Genomic DNA, 19213 nt, shown 5'->3' with positions numbered 1-19213 from the left:
CAAGCGGTAGAATATAAACTTGCCTGACAAGTGTTTAACAATGGTGAAGTAATAATATGACAGAAAATTCGTTTGGCTCATGGGCTCGAATTTTATCAAACTTGGTAGAAAAATACGGCAACAAGCGGGCGTTTGCCATCGCTTATGCTTTTACGCTCTTCGTTGCAGTTATTCTATCTTGCATGTTTTACTATGTTGCATTAGGTGTAGTTGAAATTGTCGATATATCGGCACTCTTTTTCTTAACTGCTGTTATTGCGCCCGCTCTCATCATGATGTCCGTCGCAGCAATGCGGGAGGTACATTCATCCAAGGCTTATTTGGAGTCGGCAACACAACAAGAAAAGATGCTGAACCAAACGCTAAAGGACAATATTAATCGTTTAAATAGTGAGATTGACGAGCGTAAAATTGCTCTGCATGCTAAACACCGCGCGATAGATGAATTAAGAAAAGAAATTGCAGAACGTAAAAAGACCCAACAAGAACTTGCGCAGCAAGGTATGTTGCTGCGGAGTATTGTTGATTCATCTCCTGATCTGTTCTATTACCGCGATGAAAACGGTGTATTCGCAGGTTGTAACAAGATGTTCGAATTAGTGATGGGCAAAAGCAGTGAAGAACTAATTGGTAAGTCAGTCGAACAGATATATTCAAAGCAATACCTTCCAAAAGTACTAGAAACAGATAGCCAGGTATCAGAAACACAGCAACCATTAACACTTGACGTTGAGTATCCTGTTGAAGGCGAGTCTCGTTGGTTTGAAATGCGTAAGCTGCCATTTATCAACGATAACGGCGAATATATAGGCTTGCTGGCCTTTGGCCGTGATATTACAAGTCGTAAAGAAGCTGAGCAGGCGTTAGAAACTGCGTATAAGGATAAAGGAAAGTTTATTGCTACGCTAAGTCATGAATTAAGAACCCCGCTTAATGGTATTGTTGGTCTGACGCGCATGATGTTAGACACTGATCTGACGGCGCAACAAAAAAGCTGGTGTAATACTGTGTTTTCAAGTGCGGAGACGCTTGGCAATATTTTTAACGACATCATTGATCTAGATAAAATTGATAGGGAGCAGCTAGATATTGCAACGGACAGTATCAATGTCTCTGATTTTATAAATGATGTGGTCAACTTTGCAGGCCTAATTGCTGATCAAAAGGGCCTAGAGTTTACTATCAATCGCTCTGGAATATTGGACGTTTACGCATTACTCGATCCGACACGTTTGCGTCAGGTACTCTGGAATCTAATTAATAATGCGGTGAAGTTTACCCACAAGGGTAATGTGACGCTGGAATGTCGCCGCGAGAATCGAGATGATGGGCCATGGCTGACAATTAGTGTTATAGATACTGGTATGGGAATATCTGGAGATCAGCTTGAGCGGATCTTTGAAATGTATTACAAGGCTCCGGATGCATCTGGTAGCAATGCAATTGGTTCAGGAATTGGCCTTGCTGTTACTAAAGCTCTCGTTCAGGCTATGAAAGGAACGATAGCGGTTACTAGCCAAGAAGGTAAGGGGAGTCGTTTTGATGTTGAGATCCCATTACAGCTATGTAATGCACCGAAAGAACAGAGCTATGCTGGTAGAAGTTTGTACATTTTACTTGTTGAGGATGTGCCGTTAAACGCGGAGATTGCGACAAACCTATTAGAGCAGCGTGGACATGAAGTTATTTGGGCTGAAACTGGCGAGGATGCACTCTCATTTGTTGAGACTGAGGATGAGCTAGACCTAATTCTATTGGATATGCAGTTACCAGATATAAATGGTGACGTAGTCGCGCGTCAAATAAGAGAAGACAGTCACTTCGATCACTTACCGATTGTAGCCTTAACCGCGAATGTTAGAAGCGCTGAGCAGGAGTTAGAGGGGATCAGTGTTCAGGGGGCTTTGGCCAAACCAATAAATACCACTAAACTCGACAAAATGCTCGCAGAATTATTTGGAATTGAGGCACAGAAAAACAAACAAAGCATTGATATTCGAGAAGCATTGTCACAGCCCGAATACTCAGATTTAGATATAGAGACCATTTGCGATTTTGTTGAGTCTATGGGGGCTGCTGCATTCCAAAGAAGCTGTGACCTATTTACCAAGCTCAATCCTAAGTACTGTCAAGAACTCAGAGAGGCTGTTGCACAAAATGATATTGAGGAATACGGTGCGGTTGCACATAAAGTTAAAGGTGCTGCTGGCTCTGTAGGGTTGCAACTTGCCCAATTACAAGCAAAGAAAATGGAATTAGAGTCAGAGGGTAAAGAGGAAGCGACACTATTGGATTGGGTATCTGAGTTAGAGGTTAAAATAGAAGAAGGGCAAGAAGCCCTTCATCCATTAATTGCAAAACTCGCTGAAGATCAGTAAAAACGATTATTGAGCGTCGAGTTTACCAATGAAACGGTAACCTTCACCGTGAATTGTACTGATTAATTCAGGCGTGTTGTTATCAGTTTCGAAATGCTTACGAATTCGACGAATAGTAACGTCAACAGTGCGGTCATTTGCGCGAAGTTCACGACCTGTCATGTGCTTGATAAGCTGTTCACGGCTAAAAATACGGCCTGGAGAATCTAGCATTAGACGGAGTGCTCGATATTCACCTTTTGGTAGGCGCTTTGAATCACCTGTTGGGGATGTTAAACAGCGACTGTTTTCATCTAGCTCCCAACCATTAAAAGTAATAACGCCGTTGCTATCAATTGTTGACTCTTCTGCAGACGTGCCAGTACGAGAGATCAGGTTGCGAGCACGAATCGTTAGTTCACGCGGGTTAAATGGTTTTGTGATGTAATCATCAGCACCAATCTCAAGACCAAGAATGCGGTCAACATCATTGTCACGACCTGTTAGGAAAATAAGGCCGATGTTTTTCTTCTGGCGTAATTCACGCGCCAAAATTAAACCATTTTTACCAGGAAGGTTGATATCCATGATTACAAGGTTTACATCATCATTTGATGTCAACTTGTCATGCATGTCATCGCCATCAATGGCTTCGATTACTTTGTAACCTTCCGCTTCAAATAAACTAACGAGGTTCAGTCGAGTTACGTCTTCATCCTCTACAATTAGAATGACTGGCGTTTGCATTATTAATTAACCTTTTCGGAATATATAATTTACAATGTGTCCGGACTTATATAATAAATCCGAATATTTACGATTATAGGAGCTTATCCAATTGTTAACAAGTAAAATCAGTTGGGATGAAACTTGGATACGGCAAGCAGCCTTGAGCGCACGATGAAGTACTGTTTTTCTAGGGCTTGCTTATTTATATACAGTCGAATTTTGCTCCCTTCTTGGACCAAAGAAGCAATCCCGCCTCTTTCTAAAAACTCAATACTTTCGCCCACGGTCAACATGTTTGACTCTATTGTATCGGTCCAAGCGGACAGTATATCATTTTCGTTAGTTTCATCAATGTATGTGATATCGCAAGCGCTGGAAAGTTCCTTATAGCTCCACGTTTTTTTTGCTTCTACGAGTTTAATCGGTTTTCCTCGCACGTTCAGCTTTGTTGCACTTTTTAGTTCAGAAGCGGGTCCTGATTCGAGAGAATAAAAACAGAATTGGAAACTGGACTTTGTGTTTTCGTCGGGAAACTCGACGAATTTTGCCATCTGATAGAGAAAAGCTGAGCGAACCTGATCTGGGGATTTTGCAGCTGAATATAAGGAAACAAATAAAAGCAAAATAGTCAGATTAATCAACCTCATTTTAGATCACCTGAAAGTGGGAGCGTTATAATAAATTTGGCACCTTGGCTAAATTCTTCATCTAAGGTGATTGTTCCCCCAAGTGCTTGAGTTACTAAGTTATAAACTAAATGCATACCTAGACCGCTTCCACCCTCACCTCTACGAGTGGTTACAAACGGATCGAAGATACGCTTTTTAATTGCTTTGGGAACACCCATCCCGTTGTCTGCATATTCAATCGCGAGTTGCCCCATTGATGACTTTACTGTAATTGAAATGCTGTTGTTTTGTTGGTCTTTAAAGCCATGGAGTAAGGAATTAGATATAAGCTGCTCTAGCACTTGTTGTAATGGCCCTGCTTTACTCTCGATGGCAAGTCCAGTGTCACAGTCAATGGTCACTTCAGGCTGTTTCGTGGAGAGTTCAGCTCGCATAGATGCTACGACTTCAGTAAGCAGGTTTGACAAATCTATTCGTGAGTTCACTTCTAGATCCTGGCTTACGGCAAGGCGCTTAAAGCTAGAAACCAACTCAGCCGCTCGGTTTAGGTTGCGGTAGATGAGATCAAGGTTTTCAATTCCATCGTTAACAAAGCGCTCTAACTGCTTGGAGGTTAAAGACTTTGTTTGAAACGCTTCGCGAATATCAGATAATTTATCTCTTAATAGCGTAGATCCTGTAATACCCAAGCCGATAGGGGTATTTACCTCGTGCGCAACGCCAGCCACCATCTGCCCCAGCGAAGCCATTTTTTCGTTCTCGATGATTTGGTTTTGATATTGATGCATACGCTCTAAAGCGTTCAGCAGTTCTTGGTTAGCCTCTCTTAGCGCAATTGTGCGTTGATTAACTTTTTCCTCCAAGCTCTGATTGAGTTGTTTTATTTCTTGCTTGTCAGCTTTATGACGCTCTAGTTGATTTTCGGTGCGAGCTAACATGATATTTAAATTATTCGCCAGCACGTTTAGTTCTGCGATATTGCTGCCAGGAGCTCTTGCACTGTAATTATGGTTCTTCGAAACGTCTTGCAATAGCGTTGAGAGTTCTTCAATTGGCGTCGCTATACGCTTTTGGATCCCTCTTGAAACTAGCAATACAAGGAGCAGGACGAATAAGGTGAGTGCAATATCTACCAGTATTTTTTTATTAATATAGTTAGAAAGTCGCTCAAGACCCCCGCGAACATACACATAACCTTCAATATTGCCTTCATAAACAACAGGTTTGATTAGTTCAATGTAATCTTCTGAAACCTTAGGGGTCTTCAACTCCTCTATTTGATTAACTTTTAGCGGTACCGGTGGTGTTCGACTAGCGTTGTAACTGGTAAAAAATACAGGGGTGTTGGTTACGTCATCCATAGCATATATATGGATGTTTTTAATTATGTCTACTTGCTGAAAAGATTTGAGGCGTGCATCTTCGGTCTTTCGATCATCGAACAAAATAGTGATCTGAGAATTAAAAGCAACGATGTCAGCTATCATCTCTATCTTATTGATGATTAATTGCTTTTGTTCTTTTACATCAAGGTAAGTGGAAATAGAAATGGATAAAGAGAGACACAGCGCAGTTACAAGCATCACTGCGCTGATCAATACTTTTCTAATGCTTGTTTTTGTTAATTGCTTACTCATTCTTATTCCAGCTGTATGATCAGCCTTGGCTGCGGCTACAGAGCTTTTGAGATTCAGTAACTCATTATAATAAAGTAGAGCAAATCTTTGAAAATGAAAAGATAAAAGGTCGGTTTGAGTGAAGGTTTACTTGATATATGCAAGTAAACCTTAGAGCTAGTAAACTACTGCGCTTTATAGATGGCAAATTTAGTGTTTTTAGTGACAACTTCAAACTGTTCAAATTGAGCTTCTAAAATAGGAGGATATTTTAGGAAGCTATTTGCAACCAACTGAATATTAGACTTGGTATCCATATGACGCTTGATGTTATGTAGAAATTGTTCAGCGATATCATAGTCTGTTGAAAGGCCCGTATGAAATGGTGGGTTGCTCAATATAAGGTTGAATTTACCGTTTAGCTCACTTAAACCATCGCTAAGCAGCAAAGTTGCACCGAGGTTGTTCAAAGCCAAGGTTTGCTGCGTAGCATATAGCGCAAGTGCATTGACATCTAAACAGGTGAATTTAAGTGTTGGGCTGTTCAATAAGGCGTAGCAGGCGATAAGCCCGGCACCACAGCCAAAATCTAACACTTTGCCTTTATAGGGAAGGATGACATTTTCCAGTAATAGCTGAGTCCCAGCGTCGAGCTTCCCATGATTAAATACACCGGGCAAACTCGCGGCGGTGAACTCGGTCTTGGCGATACGCACTGAAAATGTCTGTATGTAATGGCTTACGTCAAAATTTGGGTTAGTAGTAAGCTGATCAAACTCATATAAAATACAGTGTTTTGCGCTTTCTAATTTATAACAGTGTGCAGCGTGCTCTTTAAGTTGCTTTTCTGCACTTTTAACCCCACTTTTGTTTTCGCCAACAACGAGTAACCTAGTTTCAGCCGTGCTCAAGTGGCGGATGTTATCAAATACCATTTGCGCTTCAGGTTTTGATTTAGGGTAATAATAAATAACTAAATCAATATCTTGCAATTGCGGTAGTTGATGGTCTACATAACTCTTAACATCGGCGATTTTATCGGCGTGAAGGTGGTCTGCAAAATCGAAACTAAACGCATGAATTGCCGAACTTGGATTGAGCGCTTTTAATTCACGTAGGAAGCCATCGCGCTGATGGTTAATAACCAGAATATTGTTGGCAATAAGCTCTTCTTCATTACGAAGTAGTAATAAACTCGGGTTGGTAAACTGCAACGCTAACTCCTAGTGAATGTACTCAAATAGATGGGCGATGAAGCAGCCTGTTGAGCCGCTCCATTATAAAGCGGGGTTGTTTAGCTAATACGCTTGAACATTAAATCCCAAACGCCATGTCCTAAACGATGGCCTCGTTGCTCAAACTTAGTCAGCGGTCTAAAGTCTGGACGAGGAACATAGTCATTGCTTTGCGACTGGTTTTTATAACCAGGTGCTGCACTCATCACTTCAAGCATATGCTCGGCATAGTTTTCCCAGTCAGTTGCCATATGGAACACACCACCGACTTTAAGCTTTTGGCGTATTTTTTCAGCAAACTCAAGTTGTACAATGCGACGTTTGTGGTGACGCTTTTTATGCCACGGATCAGGGAAGAATAACTGTAATTTAGCAAGGCTGCCATCAGCGATACAATCTGCTAAGATTTCAACAGCATCATGTTCAAAAACACGTAAGTTAGTGATGCCTTGTTCATCTGCATCCATCAAGCAGGCACCTACACCTGGACGGTGTACTTCTATGCCAATAAAGTTTTGTTGTGGGTTATTTCTTGCCATCTCAACGAGAGACTTACCCATACCAAATCCAATCTCAAGAACGACATCATTGCTGTTACCAAATACTTCAGTAAAGTCTAGCAAACCTTGTTGGTGTTCCAGTCCCATTGTTGGCCAGCACTTTTCTAGCGATGCTGCTTGGCCTTTAGTAAGACGTCCTTCACGCTTAACAAAGCTACGCACTTTTCTGATGTACTTGCCTTCTTCCTGCGCCTGTTCGAGCGCACTTTTGCTTGATTCGTTCATGGTCATTTCTATGCTCGTGAAAATGGTCGCATATTATCGTCATTCAGTTGGCAATAAACAAGTATAGAGTGAAACTTTACGTGGTGACTATTAAAGCGATTGTGATTACACTGGCGGCTTTGTAACAAGTACTAGTCAAGTTTATGAAAGTTAGCCAGCAACAAGCTAAGTGGTTTGGTGAGCAAGTTGTGTCTTGGTATCACCTTCATGGTAGAAAAACACTGCCGTGGCAACTCGGAAAAACGCCGTATAAAGTATGGGTTTCAGAGGTGATGTTACAGCAGACTCAAGTAACCACAGTTATTCCTTATTTTGAGCGCTTTATGGCGCGCTTCCCAACGGTAATTGCGTTGGCCGATGCACCGGAAGATGAAGTGTTACACCATTGGACTGGGCTTGGTTATTACGCCAGAGCAAGAAATCTTCATAAAGCTGCAAAGGTGATCAGAGATAGTTATAAGGGTAAATTCCCACAAACATTAGAAGCGGTGATGGACTTACCGGGCATTGGTCGCTCTACCGCAGGTGCGATACTCTCTCTTGCGCTTGGTCAGCATCATCCAATACTCGATGGTAATGTTAAGCGGGTCTTAGCTAGGTTTTATATGGTTGAGGGCTGGTACGGAGTAAAAAAGGTCGAAAATCAGTTATGGTCTTTGAGTGATGCCGTCACGCCAAGCGGTGATGTAAGAGCGTTTAATCAGGCTATGATGGATTTAGGTTCAGGCGTATGTACCAGAAGTAAGCCAAACTGTGATGTTTGCCCACTTGTTGAGGAATGTTCAGCGTTCAAAAATAATCGGGTTAAAGAGTTTCCGAACCCTAAACCCAAAAAAGAGAAACCAAAAAAGCGTACTCACCACTTAATAATTAAATGTGATGATAAAGTGCTGATGGAGAAGCGCCCTTCCAGTGGAATATGGGGTGGGTTATTCGGCTTTTTTGAGTTCGCAGAGCGAAATGAGTTAGACGCGTTTATTAAGCAGCAAGAACTTAAACTTGAATGTACAAATACACTTGAACCCTTTGTGCATATTTTTACGCATTTTGAGTTAACTATTACCCCCGTGGTTGTAGAAGTAAAAAGCATACCGGATTGTGTGCATGATCAGCAGTTGCTGTGGTTCGATACTCATAATCCACCAGAGGTTGGGCTTGCTGCGCCGACTAAAAAGTTGGTTAAAGTATTAACCGCAATAGGGTAAACTGACGCTATCACTGGTGCTGACTCTCATTGAGTGCACGATTAAAATTGAAGAGGTAGATACTCATGGCACGTACGGTATTTTGTCAAAAGTTACAAAAGGAAGCGCCTGGACTGGATTTTCAACTGTATCCAGGAGAAGTTGGTGAACGTATATTTAATAACATCTCCAAAGAAGCTTGGCAGCAATGGCAGCATAAGCAAACTATGCTAATCAACGAAAAGCATCTTAATATGATGGATCCTGAGCACAGGCAAATGCTTGAAGAGCAGATGGTCGGCTTTTTGTTTGAAGATAAAGAAGTCGAAATTGAAGGCTACAGGCCACCAGAAAAATAAAGGTCGCATCAACGACCTTTTTATAGCTCATAAACTGGTTAGGAGACGATTAATACTCTCTATCCACAGAAAGTTTAGCAAGTCCTATAAGCGCTTCTTTGTGCACTGAGTCAGGTAAAACGCTCAATTGTGCAATCGCTTTTTGGGCTTCTTCTTGGGCTTTAGCCATCGTGAAGTCAAGTGCTTTGGTCTCGGCTAGTGTTGCTAAAATATCTTCAAGATAATCAAGTCCATTACCACTTTCTATCGCTGTTCTGATCTGAGATGATTGCTGAGCATTTGCATACTGCATTGCATAAATAAGCGGAAGCGTAGGTTTACCCTCGGCGAGATCATCGCCAATATTCTTGCCAAGTAATTCTGCGTTAGCACTGTAATCAAGAATATCGTCTACAAGTTGGAAGGCAGTGCCTAAATGCATACCGTAAAGCTTAAGCGCAGTTTTAATTTCGTCGGATTGCTCTAGCACTACAGCGGGTAGTAAAGTTGCAGCTTCAAATAGCTTTGCCGTTTTGCTGTAGATAACCTGCATATAACTCTTTTCAGTTGTATCTGGGTCATTACAGTTCATTAACTGTAACACCTCGCCTTCTGCGATGATATTAGTCGCATCGGCCAAAATCTGCATGACTTCCATATTACCAAGACCAACCATCAACTGGAATGAGCGAGTGTAGATAAAGTCACCGACTAATACGCTTGCCGCATTTCCAAATTCAGCATTTGCAGTCGGTTCTCCACGGCGCAGCAATGACTCATCAACCACGTCATCGTGGAGTAAGGTTGCTGTGTGAATAAACTCTACAATTGTCGCTAGTGTGATGTGTTTATCACCTTCGTAACCTAATGCTCGTGCAGCCAAAAGGGCCAACATTGGGCGGATGCGTTTTCCTCCGCTATTTACAATGTATAAACCTAGTTGTTTTACAAGTGCAACATCAGATTGCATTTGTTGATGTATAAGTTGGTTGACGTCAAGCATATCTTGCTCAACCAAATTTTGGATAGTTTTTATATCCATTGCGCTCCGAGCCAATCTATTAACCGAAAATGAATAAACTCGGCGATTGTACTACAAAAAAATCATCGACTCGATAAATTGTCGTAGTTGCTTATAAAAAAACGTTTTTATGCTTACTTTTTGTGCTTTCAATGGTTTCGCAAGGGGTGAAATAGGTACGGTGAAATCTCATTTGGTACTGTATTAGGTAAACTATAGAGTCGCCTTTTGTCTAATGAATTGAGAGAAAAAAGAGCTTGGCTTTGACATTTTTTTGACTAGAATAGGGGAAAATATTTGATTGCCCTCATACGAGCTAAATTTTATTCACTTTCTTCAAATTTACTCTTGCGCCAAGATACGCATTAGCGTAAACTTCGCGCCCTATTGAAGAATATTAAGTTGCGTCGATTTGAGGGCGCACAGACGGAGTTAATTATGTACGCGGTTTTCCAAAGTGGTGGTAAACAGCACCGTGTGACTGAAGGTCAAACAATTCGTTTAGAAAAGCTAAACGTTGAAACTGGTGCAGCAGTTGAATTTGATTCAGTACTTCTAATTGCTGATGGTGAAAAGATCGAGATCGGTGCACCGTTTGTTAACGGTGGTAAAATTACAGCTGAAGTTGTATCTCACGGTCGTGGCGAGAAGATTAAGATTGTTAAGTTTAGACGTCGTAAGCATTCTCGTAAGCAGATGGGCCACCGTCAGTGGTTCACTGAAGTTAAAATCACTGGCATTAGCGCTTAATTTTTAGAGGTACAGAAAGATGGCACATAAGAAGGCAGCTGGTAGTACTCGTAACGGTCGCGATTCAGAAAGTAAACGCTTAGGTGTTAAACGTTTTGGTGGCGAATCAGTTTTAGCGGGTAGCATCATCGTTCGTCAACGTGGTACTAAGTTCCACGCTGGTTCTAACGCAGGTATCGGTAAAGACCACACAATCTTCGCAAAAGCAGACGGTAAAGTTGTTTTTGAGCAGAAAGGTCCTTTAAACCGTAAATACGTTAGCATCGTTGCTGAGTAATCGGTATTAAATACTAAAAACCCCGCTTAGGCGGGGTTTTTTGTTTTCAGCACATCAATTACCAAATTAGCTATATCAAGGCGTATTAATACAATTGGTATTAGGAGCGATTTGTCGCTGCTGCTATAATGGTGTAGTGAATTCAGACAGAGTTAAAGAGTTTAAACCATGAAGTTTGTCGATGAAGTAGAGATTAGAGCGGAAGCCGGAGATGGGGGCAGTGGTGTCGTTTCATTCCGCCGCGAAAAGTTTGTGCCAGATGGTGGCCCAGACGGTGGTGATGGTGGCGATGGCGGTAGTGTATTCCTGCAGGCTGATGAAAATTTAAATACGCTTATCGACTATCAGTTTGAACGCTTTCACAGGGCTGAGCGTGGTACCAATGGTCAAGGTCGTAATTGTACCGGTAAAAAAGGTCAGGACTTAGTACTTAAGGTACCAGTTGGTACAAGAGTTACAGATGTCGATACTGAAGAGTGTTTAGGTGATTTGACCAAAAATGGACAAAAGCTGATCGTAGCGAAAGGTGGGTATCATGGCCTTGGCAATACGCGTTTTAAGTCAAGTACTAATCGCGCACCAAGACAGAAAACACTAGGTACTCAAGGTGAAGTTCGTAACCTTCGCTTAGAATTAATGCTGCTTGCAGACGTTGGTTTATTAGGTCTGCCAAATGCTGGTAAATCTACGTTTATCCGCAGTGTATCTGCTGCCAAACCAAAAGTCGCTGACTATCCATTTACCACGCTAGTGCCTAATCTAGGTGTTGTAAGACCAGAAGCGAGCAAGTCATTTGTAATTGCTGATATCCCAGGCCTAATTGAAGGTGCAGCGGACGGCGCTGGCCTTGGCATTCGTTTCTTAAAGCACTTAGAGCGCTGTCGAGTGTTATTGCACATTATTGATGTGATGCCGGTTGACGGTAGTGATCCTGTCGAGAATGGCTTCGCTATTATTAACGAACTGCATCAGTACAGCCCTAAATTAGCGGAAAAGCCTCGTTGGTTAGTGCTAAATAAAGTGGATTTATTGCTTGAAGAAGAAAGAGAAGAAGTATGCGCTCGTATTGCTGAAGAGCTAGACGCAGAAAACTTTTATATGATCTCTGCTGCAAACAAGTTAAATACGCAACCTTTATGCTTTGATATCATGAACCTTCTTGAAAGCATGCCAAAAGATAAATTCGAAGAAGAGCAGCAAGAAGAAGTTGAATTTAAGTGGGACACATACCATAGACATGCAACTAAAAATGATAAGAGCGACGATGATGACTGGGATGATTGGGATGACGACGACTATGATGTTGAAGTTATTTACGAGCGTTAAGTTACATTGAATTTATTCTAGAGGCCCATTAAATGGGCCTTTTTTATGCCTATTTGAACGGTATATTACTTCAACTCAGTATTCTCGCCGCAATTGTATTGAAGATGATATACTAATCAACCTGAACTCGGGATAACAACTTGTTCTCTAGCAGCTGTTATCCCTTACTACTGCGTTAAATTTGTTTGCAATAGGCCAGCTATTGATGCACAAATTTGCCTTGTATTAAGAAATAACTTCTGGCTAGAGTGATACTACGCTTTTGAGCTTAGTGATTTTAGTGGATTAACTTACTTCTTATCCCGAGTTCAGGTTAATCAAACATCTTGCATGCTAATTGTATGTATAAACTAATACTAAAATACTATAAAGGTGCGTTGTGGTAATTTCAATGATAGCTGCGATGGCAAATAACCGTATTATCGGAAAAGATAACGATATGCCGTGGCACTTACCTGCAGATCTTCAACATTTCAAAAAGGTTACGCTAGGTAAACCAGTGATCATGGGTCGAAAAACATTTGAGTCTATTGGTAGGCCTCTGCCGGGTCGTAGAAACATAGTGATATCCAGAAATCTTGACTACACTCAGGAAGGTATAGAGGTCGTCGCTTCGCCTGAAGCCGCATTGAGTACTGTTGAAGGGTGTGACGAAATTATGATAATTGGTGGTGGTCATATATATGACATATTTCTACCTTATGCTCAGCGACTCTATTTGACCTTCATCGATTTAGAGGTTGAAGGGGATACTCAATTTCCTGACTACGAGCAGGTTGCTGAATGGGAAGTGCTTGAAACTGAGTGTAACGAACCTGACGAGAGAAATAACCATAGTTATAAATTCGTAACTCTGAACAAAAAACTATGAGTTTCTTGCTAACAATTGTTTAGGTTGCTAAAATATAGCCAGTTATATGCTACGAATAAAGTATTAAAGGGTCTGTGTAATGAAATTAACTACCGTGCTACTGTCAGCTTCCATCGCTGTTGCTGCTTTTTCTTTCAGCAAACCGGTAAGTGCAAACGATCAGTTGGCGCTTTCTATATGTGAATATATCGCTGCGGACGATAAAAATCGCATTCGTAACGCTTTGAAAACATCACGCCTTAAAATGCGTAATGTTTACGATGCAATTCAGTGCAACGGTAATAACTTACTAAGACATGCAATTGCTAGTAACGCAAACGATGCTGGGGAATACATTATTAAAAGTATTCCAAAAAGCGCGTTAGAAGACGGTAAAGATTTAGCATGGGCTGAGTCAAACCACGGTGGTTCAGCATTGATTGCTGTCATCAAAGAGCGTGCAGGCCTTTAATTGTAAAGTTTAACGCAATATGAAAAGAGCCCTTACTAGGGCTTTTTTTATGCCTGGATTTATTATCGCGTAATTTTTCTAGAAATGTTTTTTTGATTAGAATCAGCTTCCTTCCAATTTTTGTAATAAATTTTTGCTAAGGCTCTTGAGAAATCGAGTAATCGTGCCAATACTATTGTTAAGGGTAAACGCAAAAGAAGGATTGCATATGAAGATTAATTTATCTGGCCATCACGTAGATGTAACCGATGCTGTTAAAAACCACGTTCATGAAAAGTTTGCCAAGATCGCTAACCATTTTCCGTCGTTGTTATCCCTAGACATCATCGTCAGCAAAGAACACAAACAATTTTACACGGAGATAAGTACAAACTACGCTGGTAGCCGAATATCGGTAAAAGGTGAAGACGAAGTGATGTATCCTGCTATTGCCAAAGCGTCTAAAAAGTTGGATGCAGCTTTGAAGCACCGAAAAGGTCAGTTAAAAGCCAATAAACATCAGAAGCCGGTGAGTACAACGCCACCTATTGCGCACGAGATCATTCAAGAAATGGAACTGAAATAACCATAGTTTCAGATAAACATCAGGCCCTACGGGGCCTTTTTTGATACACTTCCCCAATCATCCTAGCTAGCCTTAATTACGAGCATATGCCAAATTACCAAGAAATTTTAGAACAGGCTGTGCAGCGAGTTCAACCGTTGTTACGCCAAGGCAAAGTTGCTAACTATATTCCAGCTTTAGCTGAGCAGCCATTAGAACAATTTTCTGTTTCACTGCATACGGTAGATGGCGAAACTTATAGTGCCGGAGATACTGAAGCCCGATTTACGATTCAATCAGTATCCAAAGTAATGACATTGACGTTAGCGCTGCAGCGCTATGGTGACGAGCTTTGGAGTCGGGTAGGGAAAGAGCCTTCGGGTACAGCTTTTAACTCCTTAACTCAGCTTGAGTTCGAAAATGGCATTCCAAGAAATCCATTTATAAATGCAGGTGCCATTGTAACTTGTGATGCGCTGTACTCTCGTTTATCTGCTCCAATTCATACCATGCTAGAAAGCTATAGAGCGATGTCTGGTAACGACAAGCTGTGTATTAATAAGGTTGTGGCGCAGTCTGAATATGATCACAGGTATAGAAATGCAGCGATGGCTTATTTGATGAAGTCATTTGGCAATTTTAATAATGAAGTCGAGGATGTGTTGTGGTCATATTTCAATTTTTGCGCAATTGAAATGAATACCACTGAGTTGGCGAAGTCATTTTCCTATCTGTCTAGTCAGGGTTACTGCAACTTATCAAAACAGCGGATACTTACCAAAAAACAAACCAAGCAAATGAACTCGCTGTTGTTTACGAGTGGTCTTTACGATGCAGCTGGTGACTTCGGTTATCGAGTGGGGATGCCTGGCAAGTCTGGTGTCGGGGGGGCGATAATCGCCATCGTACCCAATCGTTTTACGGTTTCGGTATGGTCGCCAGGGCTTGATAAAGTTGGTAACTCTTTGGCTGGGATCGCGGCATTAGAATACCTATCCAACGAACTTGGTACTGCTATTTTTTGATGCCAAGTTATATACAAACTAGCTGATATAAAAATAGCGACCGAAGTCGCTATTTTTACCAATCCTAAACAAGCTAAGAACCGTTATTGTTCCCAGTATGATTGCTCTAGTGAGTCTTCACGCTCAGGTAGGCCTCGCGATAACCTTGGAGAGTGTTGAACGAGTACCTCGTAGCTTGCACGGTTTGCATACTTGCTTATCTGTGCCAGCGATGAATAGGTAATTGCACTTTGCTCATGTTTTGCTGAGTTTGGTACATTTAGTTTATGGTATTCATTGGCACAAATATCATGCAAAACAGCGGCAAGAGCGCAGTCACCTGCACCATTAGTATTCTTGATGATGTCTGGTCCACCCATATAAGGAGCGGTATGGCTGTATGCTCTGATAGGCTGTTCACACTGGGCTTTTTTCATTGCGCGTGAGAATTCGTAGCGATTAAATTCAGGAATAGCACCGGGAAGTAATGGGTATTCAGTCACACGCTTACAGCAGTCATCAACATAACCCGCCATAAACAACCCTTTAGGGCCCGCAGTACAGATGACCAGATCAACCCAGTCCAGTGCTTTATCCGCAGCGAGAAGTGGATCGCTAAAGCCTGTGATCGCCTCTCCTTCTTCTTCGTTCATCGCAAGGATATCAACATGTTTAGCAACGAAGTCAGCCCACCATTTGGGGTCTTGTTCAATTAAGAACTTAGTACCAAGCGTCAATACTACGGGTATGCCGGCATTATTGGCATACTCAACCGCCTGCATTGTTGCTTGTGTCATGGTTTCATCGCCACTTGTACGCATTAAGTAAGCGCTGATCACTAACGCCGATGATTCTTCGATAAGCGTTTGGCAAATAGACTCAGGACGTAGGTGATTCATTAATCCTGCGCTGATAGCAAAAGTTCGCTCACCACTGTCATCAATAAGTGTAAAACAACGACCAATGGGGCCATCAACTGGCTGCAAGTAGTCTAGATCAACTCGGCTTGAGGTGTTACATAAAAATTTATAGGCGTAGCTGCCAATTTTTATGTTTTCACTCATCACCCCAAGTAGGACTGAGCGGTCATCTGCTAGCACCGAATAGTTGTGCATGGTGTTACCTATGGTACCGCCGGCAAATTCATAGTCGATCATGTCATCACGTTTTAGCCTATCATAAAGGGCGTTGGTGACATCATTGTCTATCACTTGTGACATACCACGCTGTAAGTGGAATTCATCAAGAAAAGCTTGATCCACTTTCGCTTCAATATCAACGACGATTTGATCTATACCACAGATATAGCTCCTTTTTAGCCGATCATCAGCGTGTAACTGGTTAATAAGCGGATCTTTATCTTCCACCGGAAAATAGTGTTTATGCCTACGGCGTCCCGGAAATTTCATATTCTACCCGTGTGTTTTTGAGCTTACGAAATAAAAAAAGCGGCGAATTATAGCGTAAATCCAACCCTGTGAGCCACGGCAAAATTGCGAAAATTATCAATAATGTCCGCAAAATATTAAAAAGATGTTGGTAACATCCTGAGTTTGCTTATAAAAGCAGCTGTATTGGTGACTATGATTATTTAAGAATAGCAGCTTAACCGGAGCTCTGCTGGAGGTGATATACTCCATTTTAGGTGAGGACGACTATAAAATTACCATGTCAGAAGTAAAAGATGATCAATATTGGATGAAAGTGGCGTTAGCATTTGCTGACAAAGCTGAAGCCGAGAATGAAATTCCTGTCGGCGCTGTTGTAGTGAAAGGTGGTGAAATGATAGCTGCGGGTTGGAACCGTTCAATTACCTGTCATGATCCTTCGGCTCACGCTGAAATGATGGCTATTAGAGAAGCTGGTAAAGTCGTTGAAAATTATCGGCTGATTGATTGCACTTTATATGTGACGCTTGAGCCATGTCCTATGTGTGCTGGTTTACTGGTCCATAGCCGCTTGAGCCGAGTGGTGTTTGGTGCCTCGGATGCAAAAACGGGCGCGGCTGGTTCGATAATGAACTTGTTACAGCATGAAAAGCTCAACCACCAACTAGAAGTTACATCGGGCGTATTGGGTGAAGTATGTGGCGAAAAGCTGTCTGCATTTTTTAAGCGCAGACGCCAAGAGATTAAAGCTGCAAAAAAGTTGAAAAACGGTAGTACTTAGGGTTGTACTACCGCAGTGGCTGTTTTCGCGTCCCTTTGCTCTTCCATTTGAATTAGCGCAAAAATACGATGGCGCAAGAGCATTTTACGGTGTGCATTTTTCATCATGACACGACGGCGATTTGGCGACGTGTATTTGGTGTTACGTTTAAATTGATGATTCCGACGTCTTCTCAACATAGAACCTCCGAATGTGAGAGATTAGGTGGGGGTACCGCCCCCAAATATTAATTTAGTATAAATACGCTATGCCTATGACAGATTTATGACCTTTTGAAGCATTTATCAAGCCAGTTTAGTAAATATAAATTACTGCTGCTTCTCGACTTCACTTGCTTTGTCTGGATTATCAACCGGAGTCGTTTGCGAAGAGGCTTTACTGCTGTCAGGTAGGAGTGCACCGTTGTCTTCCAACCATACAAGTGCATCATAATAGCGGCGAATATTATCTACATACGTTACCGCAACATCACCACGAGCATATCCATATCTTGTATTTCGATAGTAGCGCTTTTTAGTAAGTAGTGGTAGTCGTTTTTTAACGTCAGCCCAGTTATTCGGATCGCCTCCTTGATCCGCAGTAATGTTACGTGCATCTCGCACATGTCCCCAGCCCACATTGTAAGAAGCAAGGGCAAGCCAAGTACTATCGGGCTGCTGTATTTCTTCAGGCATACGGTCGAATAAAATACGTAGGTATTTGGCGCCACCTTCAATATTTTGCTGCGCATTGAGGCGGTTTGTCACGCCAACTTTTTTAGCCGTGGGTTGTGTTAGCATCATGATGCCACGAACCCCTGTTGGAGACTTAGCTCTGGGATCCCACATCGATTCTTGATAGCTGACTGCAGCCAGCAAACGCCAATCGATATTGTGCTGTTTCGAATAACTTTTAAACCACTTGAGATAGGTGGGTAAGGTACTATGTACAGCTTCGACAAAAGCTAAGGTGTTTACATAGTTAAACTCTTCGATATGACCAAAATACTTCTCTTCGAGTGTGGCCAAAAAGTTGTTTTGTTGTACTCGGGCAAAAAATGCAGGCAGCAACGCATATAACGAATCGTCTTTTTCGTTACGCATCATCCACGCCACATGTTCATCTTTTGTAACTGAAAACGCAATACTGACGGTTGGGTGGTAGCGTCTAAATAGGGCCAGTGAATGTGAGTCTGTGATGGTGTAGTCAATCTCTCCGTCAATGATGGCCTGAAGCAGCTCTTCTTCACCTTTATCTGAGACAACTTCCCAACTCAAATGAGGATGGCTTGTTTTTGCTTCTTCGAGGGCAATAACATGGTTGCTGTGTGCTAGTACGGTAATTGGCGCTTTAATATCATCAAAGTCTCTTGGCCATTCTCTCCCTTGTTTGTACACGAGCTTTTGACTGATCATTCTATACGTCGGGCCAAAACGATATTGCGCTGTTCTTGATGGGTGAAAGCTTACTGCGGAGGCAACGATATCTAAGTCCCCGGCATCTAGCCTTGCAAATAACTCATCTAAATTAAAGTAAGGAACGATGTGTAATTCAACACCAAGCTCATTGGCAAATTCACTCGCCAGTTCATATTCGAACCCTTGTTCTCCAGTGGTGCCTTGGTAGTAGTTTCCCGGGCCCGCGAGCGTGCCAACACGTAATACCTTATTTTGTTTTACATGTTGCAACTGATTAAGAGGGGCTTTGTCGCACCCAACTAAACAGATGACAACAAAGCACATAAAGATGTATTTAAACATGACCTAGGTTCTCTTTTGCGCTCGAAATCCCAACTTACCGCAGCAAAATCATAATTGCAAAAGCCGAATTAACTTAAGGTAATGATAGATTTGCATGATATTTTCTAGTTTTGACAAATTAGTGTTAATTCCGCGCGCTATTTCCACTATAATGAGCGCCCAAAGATATCGTTCAATCCTTAACCCCG

At 41.8% G+C, this 19213-nt stretch carries 20 protein-coding genes; 11 read left to right on the top strand and 9 right to left on the bottom strand.

Going from position 1 to position 19213, the window contains the following annotated elements; all coding sequences use genetic code 11:
• Window positions 1-56 precede the first annotated feature (56 nt).
• On the top strand, window positions 57-2378 hold the full coding sequence (gene arcB / locus QSH61_RS15460; protein WP_010607596.1) for an aerobic respiration two-component sensor histidine kinase ArcB: 2322 nt from the start codon (window positions 57-59) through the stop codon (window positions 2376-2378).
• Between the two features lie 6 nt (window positions 2379-2384).
• Here arcB and arcA read toward each other — a convergent pair whose 3' ends face one another.
• The 5 genes from arcA to trmB form a co-directional block, all read right to left on the bottom strand.
• A complete protein-coding gene (gene arcA, locus QSH61_RS15455; RefSeq protein WP_010379411.1) occupies window positions 2385-3104 on the bottom strand; it encodes a two-component system response regulator ArcA in 720 nt (239 codons plus the stop codon).
• A gap of 107 nt (window positions 3105-3211) precedes the next feature.
• Entirely contained in the window at window positions 3212-3733 is a 522-nt protein-coding gene (locus QSH61_RS15450; protein ID WP_010607597.1) for a YfiR family protein, read from the bottom strand.
• Window positions 3730-5352 carry a sensor histidine kinase gene (locus tag QSH61_RS15445; protein WP_010607598.1) on the bottom strand — a complete coding sequence of 541 codons (1623 nt, stop codon included), beginning with the start codon at window positions 5350-5352 and terminating at the stop codon, window positions 3730-3732. The genes QSH61_RS15450 and QSH61_RS15445 overlap by 4 nt, the downstream gene beginning before the upstream one ends.
• Window positions 5353-5516: 164 nt before the next feature.
• On the bottom strand, window positions 5517-6545 hold the full coding sequence (locus QSH61_RS15440) for a methyltransferase (RefSeq protein ID WP_174169733.1): 1029 nt from the start codon (window positions 6543-6545) through the stop codon (window positions 5517-5519).
• 80 nt (window positions 6546-6625) lie between these two features.
• A complete protein-coding gene (gene trmB, locus QSH61_RS15435) occupies window positions 6626-7351 on the bottom strand; it encodes a tRNA (guanosine(46)-N7)-methyltransferase TrmB (RefSeq protein ID WP_174169734.1) in 726 nt (241 codons plus the stop codon).
• 143 nt (window positions 7352-7494) lie between these two features.
• Here trmB and mutY point away from each other — a divergent pair, with 143 nt between their 5' ends.
• Both mutY and QSH61_RS15425 read left to right on the top strand, forming a co-directional pair.
• The gene (gene mutY / locus QSH61_RS15430; RefSeq protein WP_174169735.1) at window positions 7495-8556 is read left to right on the top strand and encodes an A/G-specific adenine glycosylase; all 1062 of its coding nucleotides are present in this window, start codon (window positions 7495-7497) and stop codon (window positions 8554-8556) included.
• A 65-nt stretch (window positions 8557-8621) separates the two neighbouring features.
• Window positions 8622-8894, top strand: a complete 273-nt coding sequence (locus QSH61_RS15425; RefSeq protein WP_010379401.1) for an oxidative damage protection protein — start codon at window positions 8622-8624, stop codon at window positions 8892-8894.
• A gap of 49 nt (window positions 8895-8943) precedes the next feature.
• Here QSH61_RS15425 and ispB read toward each other — a convergent pair whose 3' ends face one another.
• Complete coding sequence (gene ispB, locus QSH61_RS15420; RefSeq protein WP_174169736.1) at window positions 8944-9915, bottom strand: octaprenyl diphosphate synthase; 972 nt, start codon at window positions 9913-9915, stop codon at window positions 8944-8946.
• A gap of 417 nt (window positions 9916-10332) precedes the next feature.
• On the opposite strand from ispB, the gene rplU reads away from it, so the two are divergent.
• From rplU to glsB, 7 genes are all read left to right on the top strand, one after another.
• Entirely contained in the window at window positions 10333-10644 is a 312-nt protein-coding gene (rplU, locus tag QSH61_RS15415; protein ID WP_010374575.1) for a 50S ribosomal protein L21, read from the top strand.
• A 19-nt stretch (window positions 10645-10663) separates the two neighbouring features.
• Window positions 10664-10921 carry a 50S ribosomal protein L27 gene (gene rpmA, locus QSH61_RS15410; RefSeq protein ID WP_010374578.1) on the top strand — a complete coding sequence of 86 codons (258 nt, stop codon included), beginning with the start codon at window positions 10664-10666 and terminating at the stop codon, window positions 10919-10921.
• Between the two features lie 168 nt (window positions 10922-11089).
• Window positions 11090-12247: an Obg family GTPase CgtA gene (gene cgtA / locus QSH61_RS15405; protein WP_010374580.1), complete on the top strand. Its 1158-nt coding sequence runs from the start codon at window positions 11090-11092 to the stop codon at window positions 12245-12247.
• A 379-nt stretch (window positions 12248-12626) separates the two neighbouring features.
• Window positions 12627-13118, top strand: a complete 492-nt coding sequence (folA, locus tag QSH61_RS15400; RefSeq protein ID WP_029215928.1) for a type 3 dihydrofolate reductase — start codon at window positions 12627-12629, stop codon at window positions 13116-13118.
• A gap of 79 nt (window positions 13119-13197) precedes the next feature.
• Window positions 13198-13569, top strand: coding sequence for a DUF3718 domain-containing protein (locus QSH61_RS15395; protein WP_010607605.1), 372 nt, complete (start codon window positions 13198-13200; stop codon window positions 13567-13569).
• A gap of 208 nt (window positions 13570-13777) precedes the next feature.
• Window positions 13778-14134, top strand: coding sequence for a ribosome hibernation-promoting factor, HPF/YfiA family (hpf, locus tag QSH61_RS15390; RefSeq protein ID WP_010374586.1), 357 nt, complete (start codon window positions 13778-13780; stop codon window positions 14132-14134).
• Between the two features lie 86 nt (window positions 14135-14220).
• Window positions 14221-15138 carry a glutaminase B gene (glsB, locus tag QSH61_RS15385; protein ID WP_174169737.1) on the top strand — a complete coding sequence of 306 codons (918 nt, stop codon included), beginning with the start codon at window positions 14221-14223 and terminating at the stop codon, window positions 15136-15138.
• Between the two features lie 83 nt (window positions 15139-15221).
• Here the strand turns inward: glsB and QSH61_RS15380 are convergent, their stop codons facing one another.
• Window positions 15222-16526 carry an inosine/guanosine kinase gene (locus tag QSH61_RS15380; protein ID WP_174169738.1) on the bottom strand — a complete coding sequence of 435 codons (1305 nt, stop codon included), beginning with the start codon at window positions 16524-16526 and terminating at the stop codon, window positions 15222-15224.
• A gap of 259 nt (window positions 16527-16785) precedes the next feature.
• Here QSH61_RS15380 and tadA point away from each other — a divergent pair, with 259 nt between their 5' ends.
• The gene (gene tadA / locus QSH61_RS15375) at window positions 16786-17286 is read left to right on the top strand and encodes a tRNA adenosine(34) deaminase TadA (RefSeq protein ID WP_069022780.1); all 501 of its coding nucleotides are present in this window, start codon (window positions 16786-16788) and stop codon (window positions 17284-17286) included.
• Here tadA and QSH61_RS15370 read toward each other — a convergent pair.
• Both QSH61_RS15370 and mltF read right to left on the bottom strand, forming a co-directional pair.
• Window positions 17283-17465: a hypothetical protein gene (locus QSH61_RS15370; RefSeq protein WP_010374594.1), complete on the bottom strand. Its 183-nt coding sequence runs from the start codon at window positions 17463-17465 to the stop codon at window positions 17283-17285. The genes tadA and QSH61_RS15370 overlap by 4 nt on opposite strands.
• 129 nt (window positions 17466-17594) lie before the next feature.
• A complete protein-coding gene (gene mltF, locus QSH61_RS15365; RefSeq protein WP_069022778.1) occupies window positions 17595-19025 on the bottom strand; it encodes a membrane-bound lytic murein transglycosylase MltF in 1431 nt (476 codons plus the stop codon).
• Between the last annotated feature and the right edge of the window lie 188 nt (window positions 19026-19213).

The sequence above is a fragment of the Pseudoalteromonas sp. JC3 genome (genome assembly GCF_030291895.1).
Lineage (GTDB): Bacteria > Pseudomonadota > Gammaproteobacteria > Enterobacterales > Alteromonadaceae > Pseudoalteromonas.
Note: the sequence above shows the minus strand (reverse complement) of the source record. Positions and strands in the feature narration are given on the sequence as shown.